This is a genomic window from Variovorax paradoxus (genome assembly GCF_024734665.1).
GTDB lineage: Bacteria > Pseudomonadota > Gammaproteobacteria > Burkholderiales > Burkholderiaceae_C > Variovorax.
Window position 1 is genome coordinate 3,447,710 of record NZ_CP102931.1, and the last position, 18,019, is coordinate 3,465,728.

General features: G+C 64.1%; 19 protein-coding genes and 1 tRNA gene. 14 read left to right on the forward strand and 6 right to left on the reverse strand.

Features of this window, described 5'->3' with window-relative positions; genetic code table 11:
- Positions 1 to 5 precede the first annotated feature (5 nt).
- On the reverse strand, positions 6 to 1,805 hold the full coding sequence (locus NWF24_RS16230; protein WP_258355071.1) for an extracellular solute-binding protein: 1,800 nt from the start codon (positions 1,803 to 1,805) through the stop codon (positions 6 to 8).
- 70 nt (positions 1,806 to 1,875) lie between these two features.
- Between NWF24_RS16230 and fabI the strand changes: the two genes are divergently transcribed.
- On the forward strand, positions 1,876 to 2,658 hold the full coding sequence (gene fabI / locus NWF24_RS16235; RefSeq protein ID WP_130424770.1) for an enoyl-ACP reductase FabI: 783 nt from the start codon (positions 1,876 to 1,878) through the stop codon (positions 2,656 to 2,658).
- Between the two features lie 64 nt (positions 2,659 to 2,722).
- Positions 2,723 to 3,565 carry a DNA ligase gene (locus NWF24_RS16240; protein ID WP_258355072.1) on the forward strand — a complete coding sequence of 281 codons (843 nt, stop codon included), beginning with the start codon at positions 2,723 to 2,725 and terminating at the stop codon, positions 3,563 to 3,565.
- Between the two features lie 37 nt (positions 3,566 to 3,602).
- Here the strand turns inward: NWF24_RS16240 and NWF24_RS16245 are convergent, their stop codons facing one another.
- Positions 3,603 to 5,900 carry an arginine/lysine/ornithine decarboxylase gene (locus NWF24_RS16245; protein WP_093054744.1) on the reverse strand — a complete coding sequence of 766 codons (2,298 nt, stop codon included), beginning with the start codon at positions 5,898 to 5,900 and terminating at the stop codon, positions 3,603 to 3,605.
- Positions 5,901 to 6,116: 216 nt separating this feature from the next.
- Here NWF24_RS16245 and NWF24_RS16250 point away from each other — a divergent pair, with 216 nt between their 5' ends.
- The 5 genes from NWF24_RS16250 to NWF24_RS16270 all read left to right on the forward strand — a co-directional run bounded on the left by NWF24_RS16250 (position 6,117) and on the right by NWF24_RS16270 (position 8,666).
- Complete coding sequence (locus tag NWF24_RS16250) at positions 6,117 to 6,542, forward strand: NfeD family protein (protein WP_258355073.1); 426 nt, start codon at positions 6,117 to 6,119, stop codon at positions 6,540 to 6,542.
- 33 nt (positions 6,543 to 6,575) lie between these two features.
- Complete coding sequence (locus NWF24_RS16255) at positions 6,576 to 7,505, forward strand: SPFH domain-containing protein (protein WP_258355074.1); 930 nt, start codon at positions 6,576 to 6,578, stop codon at positions 7,503 to 7,505.
- A gap of 25 nt (positions 7,506 to 7,530) precedes the next feature.
- A tRNA-Ser gene (locus NWF24_RS16260) sits at positions 7,531 to 7,621 on the forward strand.
- 207 nt (positions 7,622 to 7,828) lie between these two features.
- Positions 7,829 to 8,185, forward strand: coding sequence for a hypothetical protein (locus NWF24_RS16265; protein WP_258355075.1), 357 nt, complete (start codon positions 7,829 to 7,831; stop codon positions 8,183 to 8,185).
- A 91-nt stretch (positions 8,186 to 8,276) separates the two neighbouring features.
- The gene (locus NWF24_RS16270; RefSeq protein ID WP_258355076.1) at positions 8,277 to 8,666 is read left to right on the forward strand and encodes a response regulator; all 390 of its coding nucleotides are present in this window, start codon (positions 8,277 to 8,279) and stop codon (positions 8,664 to 8,666) included.
- 92 nt (positions 8,667 to 8,758) lie between these two features.
- On the opposite strand, the gene NWF24_RS16275 is transcribed toward NWF24_RS16270, so the two are convergent.
- From NWF24_RS16275 to NWF24_RS16290, 4 genes are all read right to left on the reverse strand, one after another.
- Entirely contained in the window at positions 8,759 to 9,973 is a 1,215-nt protein-coding gene (locus NWF24_RS16275) for a branched-chain amino acid ABC transporter substrate-binding protein (protein WP_093054731.1), read from the reverse strand.
- Between the two features lie 136 nt (positions 9,974 to 10,109).
- Entirely contained in the window at positions 10,110 to 10,505 is a 396-nt protein-coding gene (locus NWF24_RS16280) for a hypothetical protein (protein WP_258355077.1), read from the reverse strand.
- A 1-nt stretch (position 10,506) separates the two neighbouring features.
- Positions 10,507 to 10,947, reverse strand: coding sequence for a DNA polymerase III subunit chi (locus NWF24_RS16285; protein WP_258355078.1), 441 nt, complete (start codon positions 10,945 to 10,947; stop codon positions 10,507 to 10,509).
- Positions 10,944 to 12,467: a leucyl aminopeptidase gene (locus NWF24_RS16290; RefSeq protein WP_258355079.1), complete on the reverse strand. Its 1,524-nt coding sequence runs from the start codon at positions 12,465 to 12,467 to the stop codon at positions 10,944 to 10,946. Before NWF24_RS16290 ends, NWF24_RS16285 begins: the two co-directional genes overlap by 4 nt.
- Positions 12,468 to 12,488: 21 nt before the next feature.
- On the opposite strand from NWF24_RS16290, the gene lptF reads away from it, so the two are divergent.
- The 7 genes from lptF (at position 12,489) to NWF24_RS16325 (ending at position 17,984) form a co-directional block, all read left to right on the forward strand.
- Positions 12,489 to 13,610, forward strand: coding sequence for an LPS export ABC transporter permease LptF (gene lptF / locus NWF24_RS16295; protein WP_258355080.1), 1,122 nt, complete (start codon positions 12,489 to 12,491; stop codon positions 13,608 to 13,610).
- Positions 13,607 to 14,716 (forward strand): LPS export ABC transporter permease LptG, encoded by a 1,110-nt coding sequence (gene lptG, locus NWF24_RS16300; protein ID WP_258355081.1) that lies wholly within the window; start codon positions 13,607 to 13,609, stop codon positions 14,714 to 14,716. The genes lptF and lptG overlap by 4 nt, the downstream gene beginning before the upstream one ends.
- A complete protein-coding gene (locus NWF24_RS16305) occupies positions 14,713 to 15,072 on the forward strand; it encodes a sirohydrochlorin chelatase (protein ID WP_258355082.1) in 360 nt (119 codons plus the stop codon). Before lptG ends, NWF24_RS16305 begins: the two co-directional genes overlap by 4 nt.
- A 66-nt stretch (positions 15,073 to 15,138) precedes the next feature.
- On the forward strand, positions 15,139 to 16,080 hold the full coding sequence (locus NWF24_RS16310) for a CysB family HTH-type transcriptional regulator (protein ID WP_007832298.1): 942 nt from the start codon (positions 15,139 to 15,141) through the stop codon (positions 16,078 to 16,080).
- Complete coding sequence (locus NWF24_RS16315) at positions 16,077 to 17,249, forward strand: pyridoxal phosphate-dependent aminotransferase (protein WP_258355083.1); 1,173 nt, start codon at positions 16,077 to 16,079, stop codon at positions 17,247 to 17,249. The genes NWF24_RS16310 and NWF24_RS16315 overlap by 4 nt, the downstream gene beginning before the upstream one ends.
- Before the next feature lie 22 nt (positions 17,250 to 17,271).
- The gene (locus tag NWF24_RS16320; RefSeq protein ID WP_258355084.1) at positions 17,272 to 17,727 is read left to right on the forward strand and encodes a DUF3592 domain-containing protein; all 456 of its coding nucleotides are present in this window, start codon (positions 17,272 to 17,274) and stop codon (positions 17,725 to 17,727) included.
- Positions 17,728 to 17,825: 98 nt separating this feature from the next.
- Complete coding sequence (locus tag NWF24_RS16325) at positions 17,826 to 17,984, forward strand: DUF3309 family protein (RefSeq protein WP_093054714.1); 159 nt, start codon at positions 17,826 to 17,828, stop codon at positions 17,982 to 17,984.
- Positions 17,985 to 18,019: the final 35 nt, after the last annotated feature.

Here is an 18,019-nt window from a genome sequence, read left to right on the forward strand (position 1 = left end):
GTCGTCTACTTCGCTGCCGGGTCGATCCACCACGTCGTCAGCATCGCCGAGCCGGCGAGAAGACGTTGCGGCAACGGCGCTTCGGGGCGGCGCAGCTTGCGCTTGTGGGCAATGAAATATTGCTTGCCGTAGTACATCGGGATCACGTAGTGCTGGTGGAGCAAGTAACGGTCCAGCAGCCGCGCGCCTGCTGCGAGCGACTTGCGGTCCGGGCTGTTGACGATCACTTCGAGAATCTCGTCGATCACCGGATCGCTGATGCCGCTGAGGTTCTGGCTCCCCTTTTCATTGGCCGATTTCGAGCCGAAATCGTCGTACAGCTCGTTGCCCGGACTCGATGAGCCACCCGCGATGTTGATGACCATGTCGAAGTCGAGCTCGTCCTGCTTCTTCTTTATCAGGCTCGGGTCGCGCAAGCGATAGTCCAGCGCGATTCCCAGCTTGGCGAGGTTGCGCGCATAGGGCGCCAGCACCACACCCGAGCTGCGGTCCGGAATGTCGAAGTTGATGACGAAAGGCGTGCCATCCTTGTCGCGCAAGGCGCCATTCCTGTAGGTCCACCCCGCCTCTTTGAGCAGTTCCTGCGCGCGGACCAGGTTGCGCCGCAGGCCTTCGGAGGTGTCTCCGCTGCTGGCGGGGCGCGGTAGTTCGCCCTTCGTGTTGTCGATGTATCGCTGCCTGTTCTTGAGGTGCTCGATCAGCACTTGCTCCTCGGGGCTGATCTCGGGCTGGGCCATGAGGTCATCGCTGTTCTGGAAGTAGCTCATCGTGCGGGCCCTGCGCCCGTAGAAGAGATGCTGGTTGAGCCAGTCGAAATCGAAGGCCAGCGCCAATGCCTGTCGCACGCGCATGTCCTGGAAGCGAGGCTGCCGCAGGTTGGGCGAGAGGCCCTGCATGCCGGTGAAGCGGCGGTGCGAAATCTCTTCCTTGACCAGTTCGCCGGAATCGAAGCGCCGCCCCTTGTAGCGGCGCACCCAGGCGATGATCGAGCGTTCTTCCATCGCATCGAGTGAGCCGGCCTTGAGCGACTCCTCTTCACCCAGCGAGTCCTTGAAGTACTGGTACGACACCTCGCCGAAATTGAACATCCCCTTGCGCACCGGGAGATCGGCGGCCCAGTAGTCCGGCCGCCGGCGGTACGAGATGTACTTGCCGAAGTCGACCTTGTCCACCACGTACGGCCCACTGGCTATCGGCGGCTCACTCACGATCTGGTCGAAGGGCTTGCCCTTGCCCCAGGCACTCGAGAACACCGGCAACTGGCCAATGATCATGTGCAGCTCGGAGTTCTGGCGCTTGAAGTCGAAGCGGATCGTGCGCTCTCCCACCACCACGGCGTCCTTGATGTCGACCCAGTACGAGCGGAAGGTCGGCCCGGCCTGCTTGCTCATCAAGGTGTCGAAGGAGTACTTCACGTCCTTCGCGAGCACCGGGGAGCCGTCGGAGAACTTGGCTTTCGGGTTCAGGCGGAAAGTGACGCTCAGGCGGTCTGCGGCAAGCTGCACGTCTTCGGCCAGCATGCCGTAGTTGGAGAAGGGCTCGTCTTCGCTCGGCGTCATCAGCGAATCGAAAATCAGGCCGTATTCGGAGAACACGAAGCCGTTGGCGCTGTAGCCCATGCCCTGCGGCGGCACGCCCCGCAGCGTGAAGGGGTTGAGCTTGTCGAAGGTTCCGCTGGCCGAGAGGATCAGCTCGCCGCCCTTGGGGGCATCGGGATTCACGTAGTCGAAATTCTTGAACGACGCCGGGTACTTCGGCTCGTAACCCATGCCCAGACCATGCGCTGCCCACGAGGGAAGCGCCAAGAGAGCCAATATCAGAAGCAGCCAACCTCGCATGCGAGAATTCTGCCCAAGATTTTCACGAGGCAACTTCATGGGCTTTCTTTCCGGCAAAAAACTGTTGATCACCGGTGTGTTGAGCAATCGCTCCATTGCTTATGGCATTGCCAAGGCCTGTCATGAACAGGGCGCGGAGCTCGCCTTCAGCTATGTCGGCGAGCGATTCAAGGACCGTATCACCGAATATGCCGCAGACTTTGGCTCGAAGCTGATTTTCGATTGCGACGTGGGCGACGACGCGCAGATCGACAAGCTCTTCGCCGACCTTGCACAGACTTGGCCGAAGTTCGACGGCTTCGTGCACAGCATCGGCTTCGCACCGCGCGAATCCATTGCGGGCGACTTCCTAGACGGGCTCTCGCGCGAAGGCTTCAAGATCGCGCACGACATCAGCGCGTACAGCTTTCCGGCCATGGCCAAGTCGGCCCTGCCCTATCTCAACGACAAGTCGGCCCTGCTCACGCTGACCTACCTGGGCGCCGAGCGCGCGCTGCCCAACTACAACACCATGGGCCTGGCCAAGGCCTCGCTCGAAGCCTCGGTGCGCTACACCGCCGCCTCGCTCGGCCCGAAGGGCATGCGCGTCAACGGCATCAGCGCGGGTCCGATCAAGACGCTGGCAGCCAGTGGCATCAAGGGTTTCGGCAAGATGCTGGCGGCCGTGGCCGACGCCTCGCCGATCCGCCGCAACGTGACCATCGAGGAAGTCGGCAACGTGGCTGCCTTCCTGCTGAGCGACCTGGCCAGCGGCGTGACCGCCGAGATCACCTACGTGGACGGCGGCTTCAGCAACGTCGTCGGCGGGATGGCCGAGTAACCCTGCCATCGATCCCTCACACGGCCACGAGATGGCCGTGTTGCGCTATTTATTTCATAGCATCGTGCTGAACCGACGCTCCCTCCTGCTTGCCGCTTTCGGCGCGATCGCCGCGCCTGCCGCGTTCGCGCGCGAGGCGGCGCCCTCGCTGATGCTGGCCGAGGTCTACCGCCCCGGCATGTCGCTGCACGACTACTGGGTCAGCGAGAAGTACGACGGTGTACGCGGCTACTGGGACGGCAAGCAGCTCTGGACACGCGGTGGCGAGCGGATCGTGGCGCCGGCATGGTTCACCGCCCCGCTGCCAAAGCAGCCGCTCGATGGCGAACTGTGGGCGGGACGCGGCCAGTTCGCGCGCGCCGTCTCCACGGTGCGCAGCCAGACGCCCAACGACATCGCCTGGCGCGAGATGCACTTCATGGTGTTCGACCTGCCCGCGCAGGGCGGCGACTTCACGACGCGCCTCGCCGTGCTGCGCAAGCTGCTGCCGATTACCGATGCGCCATGGGTCGTCGTGGTTCCGCAGGAACGCGCAACCACGCACGCCGCCTTGCTGGCGCTGCTCGACAAGACAGTAAAGATGGGCGGCGAAGGCCTGATGCTCCACCGCGGCAGCTCCCAGTACCGTGGGGAGCGCAACAGCAACCTGCTGAAGGTCAAGCCCTACGAAGACGCCGAAGCCCGCGTGGTCGAACACGTGCCCGGCAAGGGCAAGCACAGTGGCCGGCTAGGCGCGCTGGTGGTAGAGACGGCCGACGGCAAGCGCTTCAAGCTCGGCACCGGACTGACCGACGCCGAACGTGAGAACCCGCCCGCCATCGGCAGCTGGGTGACCTACCGCTACAACGGCACCACCGCCAAGGGCCTGCCCCGCTTCGCGCGCTTCATGCGGGTGCGCGAAGGCTAGGCCGGCCCTTCGATCGGTCCGGCCGGCAGGCTTGGGCCTACTTCACTTCCCTGACGCAGTCCGCGTAGTAGCGCTTCTTGCCCGTCTCGTCGACGCGCGCAACCAGGCCGTGGATGTCTGTCTCGAAACCCGGGCACTGCGTGTTGAACTCGCGCGAGAACTTGAGGTAGTCGACGATCTTCTTGTTGAAAACCTCGCCCGGAATCAGCAGCGGAATGCCCGGCGGGTACGGCGTGATCAGGCTGGTGGTGATGCGGCCTTCGAGCTCGTCGATTTCCACGCGCTCGGTCTTGCGGTGCGCGATGTGGGCGAAGGCGTCGCTGGGCTTCATGGCCGGCGTGAGGTCGCTCAGGTACATCTCGGTCGTGAGGCGGGCCACGTCGTAGCGCGCGTACAGCTGGTGGATGTGCTGGCACAGGTCGCGCAGGCCGAGGCGTTCGTAGCCCGGATGCTGCTGGCAGAACTCGGGCAGGATGCGCCACATCGGCTGGTTGCGCGCGTAGTCGTCCTTGAACTGCTGCAGCGCCGTCAGCAGCGTGTTCCAGCGGCCCTTGGTGATGCCGATGGTGAACATGATGAAGAAGCTGTAGAGCCCGGTCTTCTCCACGATCACGCCGTGCTCGGCGAGGAACTTGGTCACCACGCTGGCCGGGATGCCGGTTTCGGCGAAGTTGCCTTCGAGGTCGAGGCCCGGCGTGACGATGGTCGACTTGATCGGGTCGAGCATGTTGAAGCCATCAGCCAATTCGCCGAAGCCGTGCCAGTTGCGCGGCGACTTCTTGTTCTTGGGCTTGCCGTTCTTCTCGCCCTGCATGATCCAGTCGTCGGCGCGGCCAATGCCTTCTTCAACGAGCTTCTCGGGGCCCCAGACCTTGAACCACCACTCGTCCTTGCCGAACTCCGCCTCGACCTTGCGCATGGCGCGGCGGAAGTCGAGCGCTTCGAGAATGCTTTCTTCCACCAGCGCGGTGCCGCCGGGCGGCTCCATCATGGCGGCAGCCACGTCGCAACTCGCGATGATCGCGTATTGCGGGCTGGTCGATGAGTGCATCAGGTAGGCCTCGTTGAAGAGGTCGCGGTCGAGCTGGCGGTTCTGCGAGTCCTGCACCAGCACGTGGCTGGCCTGGCTGATGCCGGCCAGCAGCTTGTGCGTCGACTGCGTGGCGAACACCAGCGATTCCTTGGGGCGAACGCGGCGCTTGCCCATCGCGTGATAGGCGCCGTAGAACGGGTGGAAAGCCGCGTGCGGCAGCCACGCCTCGTCGAAGTGCAGCGTGTCGACGTAACCGTCGAGCATGTTCTTGATGGTCTCGGTGTTGTAGATCACGCCGTCGTAGGTCGATTGCGTGAGCGTCATCACGCGCGGCTTGACCTTGTCGGGGTCCACGTCGGCCAGCAGCGGGTTGGCCTTGATCTTGGCCTTGATCGCGCTTTGCTCGAACTCGCTCTTCGGGATCGGGCCGATGATGCCGAAGTGGTTGCGCGTGGGCTTCATGAACACCGGAATCGCGCCGGTCATGATGATCGCGTGCAGGATCGACTTGTGGCAGTTGCGATCGACCACCACCACGTCGCCCGGCGCCACCGTGTGGTGCCACACCATCTTGTTGCTGGTGCTGGTGCCGTTGGTCACGAAGAAGCAGTGGTCGGCATTGAAGATGCGCGCCGCATTGCGCTCGCTGGCAGCCACCGGGCCAGTGTGGTCGAGCAGCTGACCCAACTCTTCGACCGCGTTGCAGACGTCTGCGCGCAGCATGTTCTCGCCGAAGAACTGGTGGAACATCTGGCCCACCGGGCTCTTCAGGAACGCCACGCCACCCGAGTGGCCCGGGCAGTGCCACGAATAGGAGCCGTCTTCCGCGTAGTCGATCAGCGCCTTGAAGAACGGCGGCTGCACGCCCTCGAGATAGCTCTTGGCCTCGCGGATGATGTGGCGCGCCACGAATTCGGGGGTGTCCTCGAACATGTGGATGAAGCCGTGCAGCTCGCGCAGGATGTCGTTCGGGATGTGGCGCGAAGTCTTCGTTTCGCCGTAGATATAGATCGGCACATCGGCGTTCTTGCGCCGCACTTCGCCGATGAAGTTGCGCAGGTTCAGCACGGCCGGGTCGAGGTCGGGGCCGACCGTGAACTCCTCGTCGTCGATCGACAGGATGAACGCGCTGGCGCGGCTTTGCTGCTGGGCGAACTGGCTCAGGTCGCCATAACTCGTGACGCCCAGCACCTCGAAGCCCTCGCTTTCGAAGGCCTGCGCGAGCGCGCGAATGCCGAGGCCCGAGGTGTTTTCGGAGCGGAAGTCCTCGTCGATGATGACGATGGGAAAGCGGAATTTCATGAGCGGGGCTCCGGACGGACTGACAGACAGGCAATAAGGCGAGGCGCGAAGTGTACGGAATTCGGATGACGAATCTGGTCAGGCTCGTGCAAGCCATTCGGGCCTGTGCGGCAAGCTCCCTTTCGCCGGCTTGGGCGCAGTACCCCTACGCAGGGCAAGCGCTTGTAGCAGATGCATCAGAATGGCGCGCATCGAATAAGGAAAAGAGGAGTCGACATGGCGAATTCCACCGTCTGGTGGCTGATTGCGGGGGTAGCCATCGTGGTCGAGTTGCTCTCGGGCACCGTCTATCTTCTGCTGCTGGCCGCCGGCTTCGCGGCCGCGGCAATCGCGGCTCACTTGGGCTTCGGCACCGTCACCCAGCTGATCGTGGCCTCGGTCATCGGCGTGGGCGCCGTGCTGACCTGGTACTCGATCCAGCGCAAGCGCCCGCCTGCCCCGCCCACCGGAACCAACCGCGACGTGAACCTCGACATCGGCGAGACCGTGCACGTCGATGCCTGGAATGCCGACGGCACGGCGACCGTGCGCTACCGGGGTGCGCAGTGGACGGTGATCCAGCGCGCGGGCCGCACGCCCTCGACCGGCGAACACCGCGTGGTCGAAGTCATCGGCAGCCGGCTGGTCGTCGACAAGGTTTAGTCAATACGTAGAACTCAGAAAAGGAAGCGCACCATGGAATTTTCGGTCCCTCTCATCATCCTGGTCATCGCGATCATCTTCATCAGCCAGTCGGTGAAGTTCGTGCCGCAACAGAACGCCTGGGTGCGCGAGCGCCTCGGCAAGTACCACGGCACCATGACGCCCGGCCCCAACTTCCTGATTCCGTTCATCGACCGGGTGGCCTACAAGCACAGCCTGAAGGAAATCCCGCTCGACGTGCCGAGCCAGATCTGCATCACGCGCGACAACACGCAGCTGCAGGTCGACGGCATCCTGTACTTCCAGGTGACCGACCCGATGCGCGCGAGCTACGGCTCGTCGAACTACATCGTGGCGGTGACGCAGCTCGCACAGACCTCGCTGCGCAGCGTGATCGGCAAGCTGGAGCTCGACAAGACCTTCGAGGAACGCGACGTCATCAATGCTCAGGTGGTCGCCGCCATCGACGAGGCCGCGCTCAACTGGGGCGTGAAGGTGCTGCGCTATGAAATCAAGGACCTGACGCCGCCGAAGGAAATCCTGCTGGCCATGCAGGCACAGATCACCGCCGAGCGCGGCAAGCGCGCGCTGATCGCGGCTTCAGAAGGCCGCCGCCAGGAGCAGATCAACATCGCCACCGGCGAACGCGAGGCCTTCATCGCCCGCTCCGAAGGCGAGAAGCAGGCGCAGATCAACAACGCCCAGGGTGAAGCCGCCGCTATTACCGCGGTCGCCACCGCGACGGCCGACGCCATCGAACGCGTGGCCGCGGCCATCCAGAAGCCCGGCGGCGAACAGGCCGTGCAGCTCAAGGTGGCCGAGCGCGCCGTCGACGCCTACGGCAAGGTCGCGGCCGACTCCAAGACCACGCTGATCGTGCCAAGCAACATGAGCGAGACCGCCGCGCTCATCGCGTCAGCCATGCGCATGGTTCAGGCAGGCAAGCCGTCGAATCCGACCTGAACTGACTGCTACAATCGTGGGCTCAGGAGCGGTGGATGAGCGGTTTAAGTCGCACGCCTGGAAAGCGTGTGAGGGTTAATAGCCCTCCGCGGGTTCGAATCCCGCCTGCTCCGCCAGAGATTGATTGTTCGTAACCGTTCACGAACATGAAGACAACGCAAGAAGTCCAAGTTGCCACAAGCACTTGGGCTTTTTTGTCGTCTGGCCCAACCAGACTTGAAAGGCAGTGCGTTGCTTTGCAACAACTTGACTCCTGAACTCGGACACTTTCTTCTGGCAGTACCATCCAAAGGTTTTCATTTCAAGCCCACAAAGGAGCCTCGATGGCCGGACAACCGAAAACCCAGCCGCGTGGCAAGACACCGCTGGACCGCACCCTCGAAAAGAGCGAGCAGGTGGCCGCCGACGTGCAACGGGCATCGGACAACCTCGCCGTGGTGAACACGGTGCTCGAACAGGACCTGCCCGAGGAAGTGCAGGTCGGCGAGGTGGCGCAGGCCATCGAGCACACGAGCCAACTTGAAGAAAAGCTGGCCAAGTCCGCTGAAAAGCTGGCCGAGGTCAATGCCGCGCTGAGCGAGGAAATCGAGAAGCGTCTCGAGGTCACCGCGGAGCGCGACGAAAGCCAGGCTCTGGCCGAGAAGCTCAAGGCAAAGATCCGCGCCGAAAGCTCCGACTGAACGGCGCGCAATACGCCGTCCGTATCCTTTCTCCTACGCTGCATCAGCGTCAGGCACGCTACGCTATTGGTTCTCAAAGCGAAACCACGGCATGGCCCTCATCACGTTCCTCGTCGAGGACAACAAGACCATCAGGGATAACCTGGTCCCGGCACTCGAGGATTTGGTCAATGGCCGCGTGGTCGGCTTCGCCGAAACCGAGACAGACGCCCTCGCATGGCTCGCGGCGCATCCCGACGACTGGCAGCTCCTGATCGTCGACCTGTTTCTGAAGGAAGGCTCCGGCCTCGGCGTGCTGGGCGGCTGCAAGACCCGCAAGCCCAGCCAGCGGGTGGTGGTGCTCAGCAACTACGTGACGGCGGACATCCGGGCGCGCTGCACGGCACTCGGCGCCGACGCGGTGTTCGACAAGTCGCGAGACCTCGATGCCTTCATCGAGTACTGCAATGCCAACCGCCCCTCGGGTCTAGCACCGCTCTGAACCCTGAATAAGCCGCCTTTGAAGCGGCCATGAAAAAAGGGCCCGAAGGCCCTTTTCTCTTTTGCGGACAACCGCAGGTTTGCCGAAGCGAATCAGCGCACCACGGCGATCTGCGTGCGTGCACCACCCTTGTAGGTGTACAGCGTCAGGGCACCGTTCTTGATGTCGCCCTTTTCGTCGAAGGCGATCGGGCCGGTCACGCCCTTGTATTGCACCTTGCCGACTTCAGGCAGGTACTTGGCGGGGTCGGACGAACCGGCCTTCACCATGGCTTCGGCCAGCACGTTGACCGCGTCGTACACGTACGGTGCATAGATCTGCACTTCCACGCCGTTCTTGGTCTTGAACTTGGCCTTGAAGTCTTCCAGCGGCTGCTTGAAGTCGCCGTCCACACCGCCGGCTTCGGCGCACACCACCATCTCTTCGCCGATGGCATCGCCAGCCAGCTTCGGCAGTTCGCTGGTGCACAGGCCGTCGCCGCCCATGAACTTGACGTTCAGGCCGAGTTGCTTGACCTGCTTGAGCATGGGGCCGCCAACGGCGTCCATGCCGCCGAAGAACAGCACGTCGGGCTTGGAGGCCTTCAGCTTGGTCAGGATGGCGTTGAAGTCGGTCGACTTGTCGGTGGTGAACTCGTGGCCCACGATGGTGGCGCCAGCGGCCTTGGCCGATTTCTCGAACTCTTCGGCAACGCCTTGGCCGTAAGCGGTACGGTCGTCGATCACGGCAATGTTCTTGCCCTTGAGCGTTTCGACAGCGTACTTGCCCAGCGTGCCGCCGAGTTGCGTGTCGTCAGCCACCACGCGGAACGTGGTCTTGAAGCCTTGACGCGTGTACTTCGGGTTGGTGGCCGAAGGCGAGATCTGCGGAATGCCGGCGTCGCTGTAGAGCTTCGAGGCGGGGATGGTGGTGCCCGAGTTCAGGTGACCGACCACGCCGTTGACCTTTTCGTCCACGAGCTTCTGGGCCACAGCCGTGCCCTGCTTCGGATCGCCTGCGTCGTCTTCGGCGATCAGTTCGAACTTGGCAACCTTGTCGCCGATCTTGAGGCCCTTTGCATTCAGGTCTTCGATGGCCATCTTGGCGCCGAACTCGTTGTCCTTGCCGAGGTGGGCGATGGCGCCGCTGGTAGGTCCAACGTGACCGATCTTGACGACCAGTGTTTCTCCGGCAGGTGCGGGTGCAGGTGCAGCCGGGGCCGCAGCCGTTGGCGCGGGCGCTGCAGCGGGAGCAGCAGCTTCTTCCTTCTTGCCGCAAGCCACGAGCGTGATTGCAGCCAGTGCGACCGCAGTCCATTTCAATTGCATGAGAACCTCCAGAACTTGGATGAAAAGAATAAAAAACCGGTCGTGTGATCCGGGCGCGCTGACCTCGCAAGTTTCGCGCCGCGGACCAGCGGCACCCTCACGCCCTTCCGACCTGCGGCGCAGTTTAGCCGAGGATTCAGGCTCCGGAAGCTGGCGTAGACCCTGTGTTTTCGCTGAGTTCGGCGGCCATCGCTTCGATCACCAACGCGCGCAAAACGGCTTCGATTTCATTGCGCAATCGCGGCACCATCGCATCGAGTTGATGCTGAACGGCAGCTGACACGGTGTCGCTCAAACGCTCTTCCAGAGACAGGTCGACGCGCTGCAGAACGCGGTGCAACAACTGCTCTTCGAGGCTGACGATTTCCGCCTGCGAAAGCTGCGCAGCTGGCGGCAATGCCATGGCGCTCGCCGGGTCAGGCTGGGATGCCGGTGCGGCCTGCGGCTCGGGGATCGCGGGCTCCTCCGGGATCTCGAGCACCGTGGTCAGCGTGGGAACGAACCGGGGCGGCGTGCGCAGTGTGCTGGCCATGTCAGGGACTCTTTGCGAAGTCGTGCGGCTGGATGGTGTAGCCACGATCGGCATAGTGGCGCCAGCGCGAACGGCCGACCTGGCGGTCGTTGTCCTCGTTGCTCACGATGTCGATCATGCGTTCATAGCGCTCGAAGCCCGCAGGCACTTCGAGGCCCAGGTTCACCAGCATCTCGCGGTGCGGCAGCGAGGCCGCATCAGCGCCCTGCGCCGACAGCACGACGGGCGAACGCGCGACCACATGGGCCGGCGCATCGTCTCGGCAGTGCGCGACGAAGTCCACCGGCGACAGCTGCCAGAGCGCAGCGTCCACGGCGTCGAGCGCCTGCGCATCGCCCACGACCACCACGCGCAGGCCGCGCGTGTTCACGGCCTTGCGAACCAGCCGGCAGGCGTAGTTCAGCTTGTCCCGCGCGTTGTAGTGAAAGCCGATTTCCGTCACTTCGCGGACCGGGCCTTTTTGGCCGGGGCTCCGGGGGTCTTGGTTTTCTTGGCCTTGCCGGTCTTGGCGTCAGCGTCGTCGCTGGCCGCGCGACTCGTCAGGTACGACACCAGCAAGCCCACTGGCCGGCCGGTCGAACCCTTGGCCGCCCCGCTCTTCCACGCAGTGCCCGCGATATCCAGATGCGCCCAGGCGAAGTCGCCCGCGAAGCGCTGCAGGAACTTGGCGGCAGTGATGGCGCCACCTGCGCGGCCGGCGATGTTGGCCACGTCGGCGAAGTTGCTCTTGAGGCCTTCCGCATAGTCGTCGTCGAGCGGCAGGCGCCAGCAGCGGTCCTGCGAGGTCTCGCCAGCGGCTTCGAGCGCCGCGGCCAATGCTTCGTTGGTCGAGAACAGGCCGCTGCGCACGCCGCCCAGGGCCACCACACAGGCGCCCGTCAGCGTGGCGATGTCGATCACTGCCGCTGGCTCGAAGCGCTTGGCATAGGTCAGCGCGTCGCACAGGATCAGCCGGCCTTCAGCGTCGGTGTTGAGCACCTCGATGGTCTGGCCGCTCATGCTGGTCACCACGTCGCCCGGCTTCACCGCGCGGCCGTCGTTCATGTTTTCGCACGAAGGAATGAGGCCGACGACGTTGATGGCGGGCTGGATGTCGCCGAGCGCGCGGAAGGTGCCGAGCACGCTGGCCGCGCCGCACATGTCGAACTTCATCTCGTCCATTTCGGCAGCCGGCTTGAGCGAGACGCCGCCGGTGTCGAAGGTGATGCCCTTGCCGACCAGCACCACGGGCGCCTGGTCCTTGGGCGCCCCGTGGTAGCGCAGCACGATGAAGCGCAGCGGCTCCGCCGAGCCCTGCGCCACCGCGGCGAAGGAGCCCATGCCGAGCTTTTCGACCTCCTTCGGCCCCAGCACTTCGCACTTGATGTTCGGCAGCTTGGCCAGCCCCTTGGCGGCCTCGGCCAGCAGCGTGGGCGTGGCGTGGTTGGCGGGCCGGTTGCCCCACTCCTTGGCCAGTTCGATGCCCGCGACAGTGGCTCGGGCGGCGTCGAAGGCGCCGGTGACAGCGGCGGCATCGGCCACGCCGACGGTCAGGTGGCGGATGCTGCGGGGTTCGGCCTTCGACTTGGTGGCGGTGTAGACATAGCTGGCGTCAGCCGCCGCCGTGACGGCGCCGGCCACCGCCGCACCTTCGGCAGGCTGGGCAAACACCAGAGTCACGCGCTTGGGGGCCTGGGCCTTGGCCGAATTGACCGCTGCGACCACGCCGCTGCGCACCGATGCGGGCTTGCCGTCGCCGATGGCGGCGAGCACCACGCGGGATGCCACGACGTCTTCCGGACGGTAAAGCCCCAGCAGCTTGCCGGCCTTGTCGGGCAGGTCGCCGGCCTTGCGGGCACTGGCGGCGAGCACCGACAACGGGTCTTTGGAGGTAAGAGGAGCGCTGCCGACGAGCACGATCAGGACATCGGATTTCTCGGCTGCGGCCTGGGCGACGGTGAGGGTCTTGAGTTGAAAGTCCATAATCCTTTTTTTCCTCGAACGATGTTATTCCATTCTTCCCTACGCAAGGAGCTGTCCCGCAGCTTCGGAGCGACCCTCGTGGTACTGGTCACCATCGTGATGACCATGATGCTCATCCGTACCCTCGGGCTCGCGTCCAAGGGCAGTGTGAACCCGCAGGAGGTGTTCCTGGTGATGGCCTACACGGTGCTCGGCTACATGCCGACCATCCTGAGCCTGAGCCTGTTCATCGCCATCGTCGGCACCCTGTCGCGCATGTATCGCGACAGCGAAATGGTGATCTGGTTTTCCAGCGGGCGCGGCCTGACCGACTTCATCAAGCCGCTGTTCCGCTTCGCCTGGCCGGTGCTGATCCTGATCGCGGTGATGGCACTGGTGGGCTGGCCGTGGGCCAACTCGCAAACCATCGGCATGCGCAAGCAGTACGAGCAGCGCAGCGACATCGAGCGGGTGGCGCCGGGTGAGTTCCGCGAATCCGCAGGCCGGGTGCGCGTGTTCTTCATCGACAAGGAGACGCCGGACAACTCCAAGGCCACCAACGTCTTCATCTGGTCGATCGAGCGCAACATGCAGATCACGACCTCGGCACGCAGCGGCAGCATCGAGAACATCGGCGATTCGCGCTACCTGCTGCTCAACAACGGCCAGCGGCTCGAGCAGCCCATGGCCAACACAGGCCTGAAGATCAGCGAGTTCAAGACCTACGGCACCCGGGCAGGCGGCAACAGCGGCCTGGTCAACGACGTGACACCGCCGCGCGCGCGCAGCACGCTGTCCCTGTTGCCCGACGCCAGCGCCCCCAGCCGCGGCGAACTGGCCTGGCGCATCGGCATGCTGCTGACGGCCATCAACTTCGTGCTCCTGGCGCTGAACGTGTCGAGCGCCAACCCGCGCGTCGGCCGAAGCGGCAACCTGCTGCTCGCGCTGTTCGCGTTCGTCGTCTACTACAACATGCTCAACCTGGGCCAGAGCTGGATCAGCTCCGGCAAGTACGGCATGGGCAACTTCATGCTGCTGTTGCATGGCGGCGTGCTGCTGATCAACCTGGCATGGCTTGGCGCCCGCCAGAACAACTGGGGCCGGCGCATGAAGCAAAGCCCGTCCGCAGCCGTGCCGCCCACACCCAAGATCGAACCCACGTGAAAACGATAAGACGCCTGATCTACGTGGAGGTGCTGAAGGCCGTTGCGTTCGTGACGCTCGGCTTCCTGAGCCTCTTTTTCTTCTTCGACTTCGTCGACGAGCTGCAATCCATCGGCAAGCCGGACAGCCTCAACTACGGGCCCGCGCAAGCGCTGGCCTACGTGACCTTGCTGATCCCCAGCCACCTCTACGAGCTGCTGCCGATCACGGTGCTGATCGGCTCCATCTTCGTCATGGCCCGGCTGGCGCAGAGCTCCGAATACACCATTCTGCGCACCAGCGGGCTGGGCCCCTGGCGCGCGTTGCGCACCCTGCTGCTGCTGGGCATCGGCTTCGTCGTGCTGACCTTCGCAGTCGGCGACTATGTCGCCCCGGCTTCCGAGCGCACGGGGCAACTGCTCAAGGCCAAGTACCAGGGCATCTATTCGCTGGCGGGCAACACGGGCGCCTGGCTCAAGGAAAAACGGGGCAATGTCTCGTACGCGGTGAACGTGCTGTCCATCGACCGCAAGGGCGCGCTGAAGAGCCCGCGCATCTTCGAATTCGACGACAACGGCTACATCAGCACCCAGATCACCGCAGGCTCGGCCCGCATCGGCGACGGGCACTGGATGCTCACCGACGTGGAAGAGCAGAAGTACGACACGCGCGGCGCGGCCGACCAGGCCCGCATTGCCACGACCAAGACCCCGCAGCTGAACTGGGCCACCTCGCTGACCAGCGAAATGGTCTCGGTCGCGCTCCTGCGCCCCGACCGCATGAGCACGATCGACCTGTTCGACTACATACGCCACCTCGACGCCAATGGCCAGACCGCGCAGCGCTACGAGATCGAGTTCTGGCGCAAGGTGTTCTATCCGCTCTCGTGCCTGGTGATGGTGGTGCTCGCCCTGCCCTTCGCCTACCTTCACTTCCGCCAGGCCGGCATCACCACCTACGTGTTCGGCGGCGTGATGATCGGCATCAGCTTCTTCCTGCTGAACAACGTGTTCGGCTACCTCGGCAACCTCAGCAACTGGTCGCCATGGCTCACGGCGGCGGCGCCGGGAATGATCTATTCGGTGATGTCGTTGACAGCCTTCAGCTGGCTGGTCTTGCGACGATGACCCAGGGCATCGTTTTACTGGCGCATGGTTCGCGCGACGAGCGCTGGCGCCAGCCCATCGAGGCCGTGGCCGAGCGCGTATGCAAAAACGAGCCCGATGCCCGCGTGGCCTGCGCCTACATGGAGCTGGCAACGCCCGACTTGCCCACGGCGGTTGCGGCGCTGATTGCAGGCGGTGCCACCGCCATCCGCGTCGTTCCTCTCTTCCTCGGCATGGGCAAGCACGCCCGCGAAGACCTGCCGCACCAACTCGAGGCACTGCGCCAGCGCTGGCCCGACATTGGCTTCTCGCTCGCCCGCATCGTGGGCGAAGAGCCCGAACTGGTCGATCTCCTGGCCAGAATTGCGGTCAAATAGTGAACATCCGGCAATTTCGATAGATTCCGAAGGCATAATGAATTCCGCAATAAGACGGAATTTGATATGAATCTGCATCAGTTCAAGTTTGTTCAGGAAGCCGTGCGGCGCAACCTGAACCTCACCGAGGCGGCCAAGGCGCTCCACACCTCGCAACCCGGTGTCTCCAAGGCCATCATCGAGCTCGAGGAAGAACTGGGCGTTGAAATCTTCGCGCGCCATGGCAAGCGGCTCAAACGCGTTACCGAGCCGGGCCAGCACGTCATTGCCAGCATCGAGCTCATCATGCGCGAGGTGGGCAATCTCAAGCGCATCGGCGAACAGTTCAGCGCGCAGGACAGCGGCACCCTCTCCATCGCCACCACGCACACCCAGGCGCGCTACGTGCTGCCCGTGCCCGTGGCCAACCTGCGCGAGGCCTATCCCAAGGTCAACGTGAGCCTGCACCAGGGCTCGCCCGACCAGGTGGCGCGCATGGTGATCGACGAAATCGCCGAAATCGGCATCGCCACCGAATCGCTCGACGGCTACGCCGAGCTGGTGACCCTGCCCTGCTACGAATGGCAGCACGTTCTGGTGCTGCCCAAGGACCATCCGCTGGCCGCCAAGGAGCGCATTTCGCTCGAAGACCTGGCGAGCGAGCCGATCATTACGTACCACCCCTCGTTCACCGGCCGCACGCGCATCGACCATGCGTTCGCGCAGAAAAAGCTCACGCCGCGCATCGCGCTCGAAGCCATCGACTCCGACGTGATCAAGACCTACGTGCGCCTCGGGCTGGGCGTGGGCATCGTGGCCGAAATGGCCGTGCGCGACGAGTCGAATGCCGACCTCGTGGTGCGCCCGATGGGCCATGTGTTCGGCCAGAATATTGCGCGTGTCGCGTTCAAGCGCAGCGCCTATCTGCGCAACTTTGTCTTCAAGTTCGCCGAGCTGCTGTCCGACCGCCTCGACCGCAACCTGATCGCCAAGGCCCTCAGTGGCCATCAACAAGACTACGAGCTATGAGTACAGTTCAATCCCCACGCACGCCCGACATCGTCACCAAGCTGCCGGCCGTCGGCACCACCATCTTCACCGTGATGTCGGCGCTGGCCGCCGAGAAGAACGCGGTCAACCTGGGCCAGGGCTTTCCGGATTTCCACTGCGATCCGAAGCTGCTCGAGGACGTCACGGCCGCCATGGCCGCGGGCCACAACCAGTACCCGCCGATGCCCGGCATCCCGGCGCTGCGCGACGCCATCGCCGCCAAGATCTCGGCGATGTACGGCTACAGCTACAGCGCGGCCACGGAAATCACCGTGACCGCCGGCGCCACGCAGGCCATCATCACCGCCATCCTCGCCATCGTGCGCCCGGGCGACGAAGTGATCGTGCTCGAACCCTGCTACGACAGCTACGTGCCCAACATCGAGCTGGCCGGCGGCAGCGTGGTGCGCGTGCCGATCACGCCGGGGACCTTCCGCCCCGACTTCGACAAGATCGCCGCAGCGCTCACGCCGCGCACGCGCGCCATCATCATCAACACGCCGCACAACCCGAGCGCCACGGTCTGGACCGAAGCCGAAATGCGCCAGCTCGAAGAGCTGCTCGCCCCCACCAACGTGTTCGTGATCAGCGACGAGGTCTACGAACACATGGTGTTCGACAGCGCCCGCCACGAAAGCGTGGCCCGCTTTCCAGGCCTGGCAGCGCGCAGCTTCATCGTCAGCAGCTTCGGCAAGACGTACCACGTCACCGGCTGGAAGGTCGGCTATGTGGCCGCACCGGCCCCGCTGATGGCCGAGTTCCGCAAGGTGCACCAGTTCAACGTGTTCACCGTGAACACGCCGATGCAGCACGCGCTTGCGCAGTACATGGGCGAGCCGAAGCCGTACCTCGAACTGCCGGCCTTCTATCAGCGCAAGCGCGACTTGTTCGCGGCGGGCCTGGCCGAAAAAACCCGCTTCAAGCTGCTGCGCAGCGAAGGCAGCTACTTCCAGTGCGTCGATATCTCGGCAGTCAGCGATCTGTCCGAAGCCGAGTTCTGCCTGTGGCTCACGCGCGAGATCGGCGTGGCGGCGATCCCGCTGTCAGCTTTCTATGGCGACGGCTTCGACCAGCGCGTGGTGCGCTTCTGCTTCGCCAAGAAGGACGAAACGCTGCTCGCCGCGCTGGAGCGCCTCGCGCGGCTCTGACGCTTGCGGCAGCCGCACGTCGATGACGAAACAGCCCACCACCATCGTCAGGCTCGTTTTCAGCGTGGTCGGCGCGCTGCTGTGCGGCATCGCCCTGCTGCTGTACCAGCATACGTCGGCGTTCATCGCGTCGGCCAGCCGCACGGAGGGCGAAGTCCTGCGGCTGCTGCATGTGGAAAGCTCGAAGAGCAACAGTTCGGGCACCTGGAAGCCACTGGTGCGCTTCAAGGCGCCGGGCGGCGAAATCATCGAGTTCACGCCGTCGAGCAGCAGCAACCCGCCGGCCTACGGCGTCGGCGAGAAAGTCGACGTCTTCTTCGATCCGCGCAACCCGCAGGACGCCATGCTGAACGGCTTCTTCTCGCTGTGGGGCGGCGCCGTCATCACCGGTGGCATTGGCCTCGTTTTCCTGCTCATTGCGGTGGCAATGCTGTTCCTGCCTGCGCAGGCGCCGGCAACGCGCCGACGGCCAGGGTAGGACGTTCACCGACCACCGAAGGGGCGGCTCTCCGGCGATCTGCGCGACATGGCGGGGGGAGCATGAAAGCTCGTCACAACAACCGCCCTGGAGAAAACATGTCGCTCTCGTTCATTCTGCTGATCGTCCTGATCCTGATATTGATCGGCGCGCTGCCGAGCTGGGGATACAGCCGGGCCTGGGGCTATGGTCCCAGCGGCGGTGTCGGCCTGGTCGTGCTGATCGTCGTGATCCTGGTTCTCATGGGACGCATATAGGCCCAGGCACGCCGCAAAGAAAAAGCCCGCGCAAG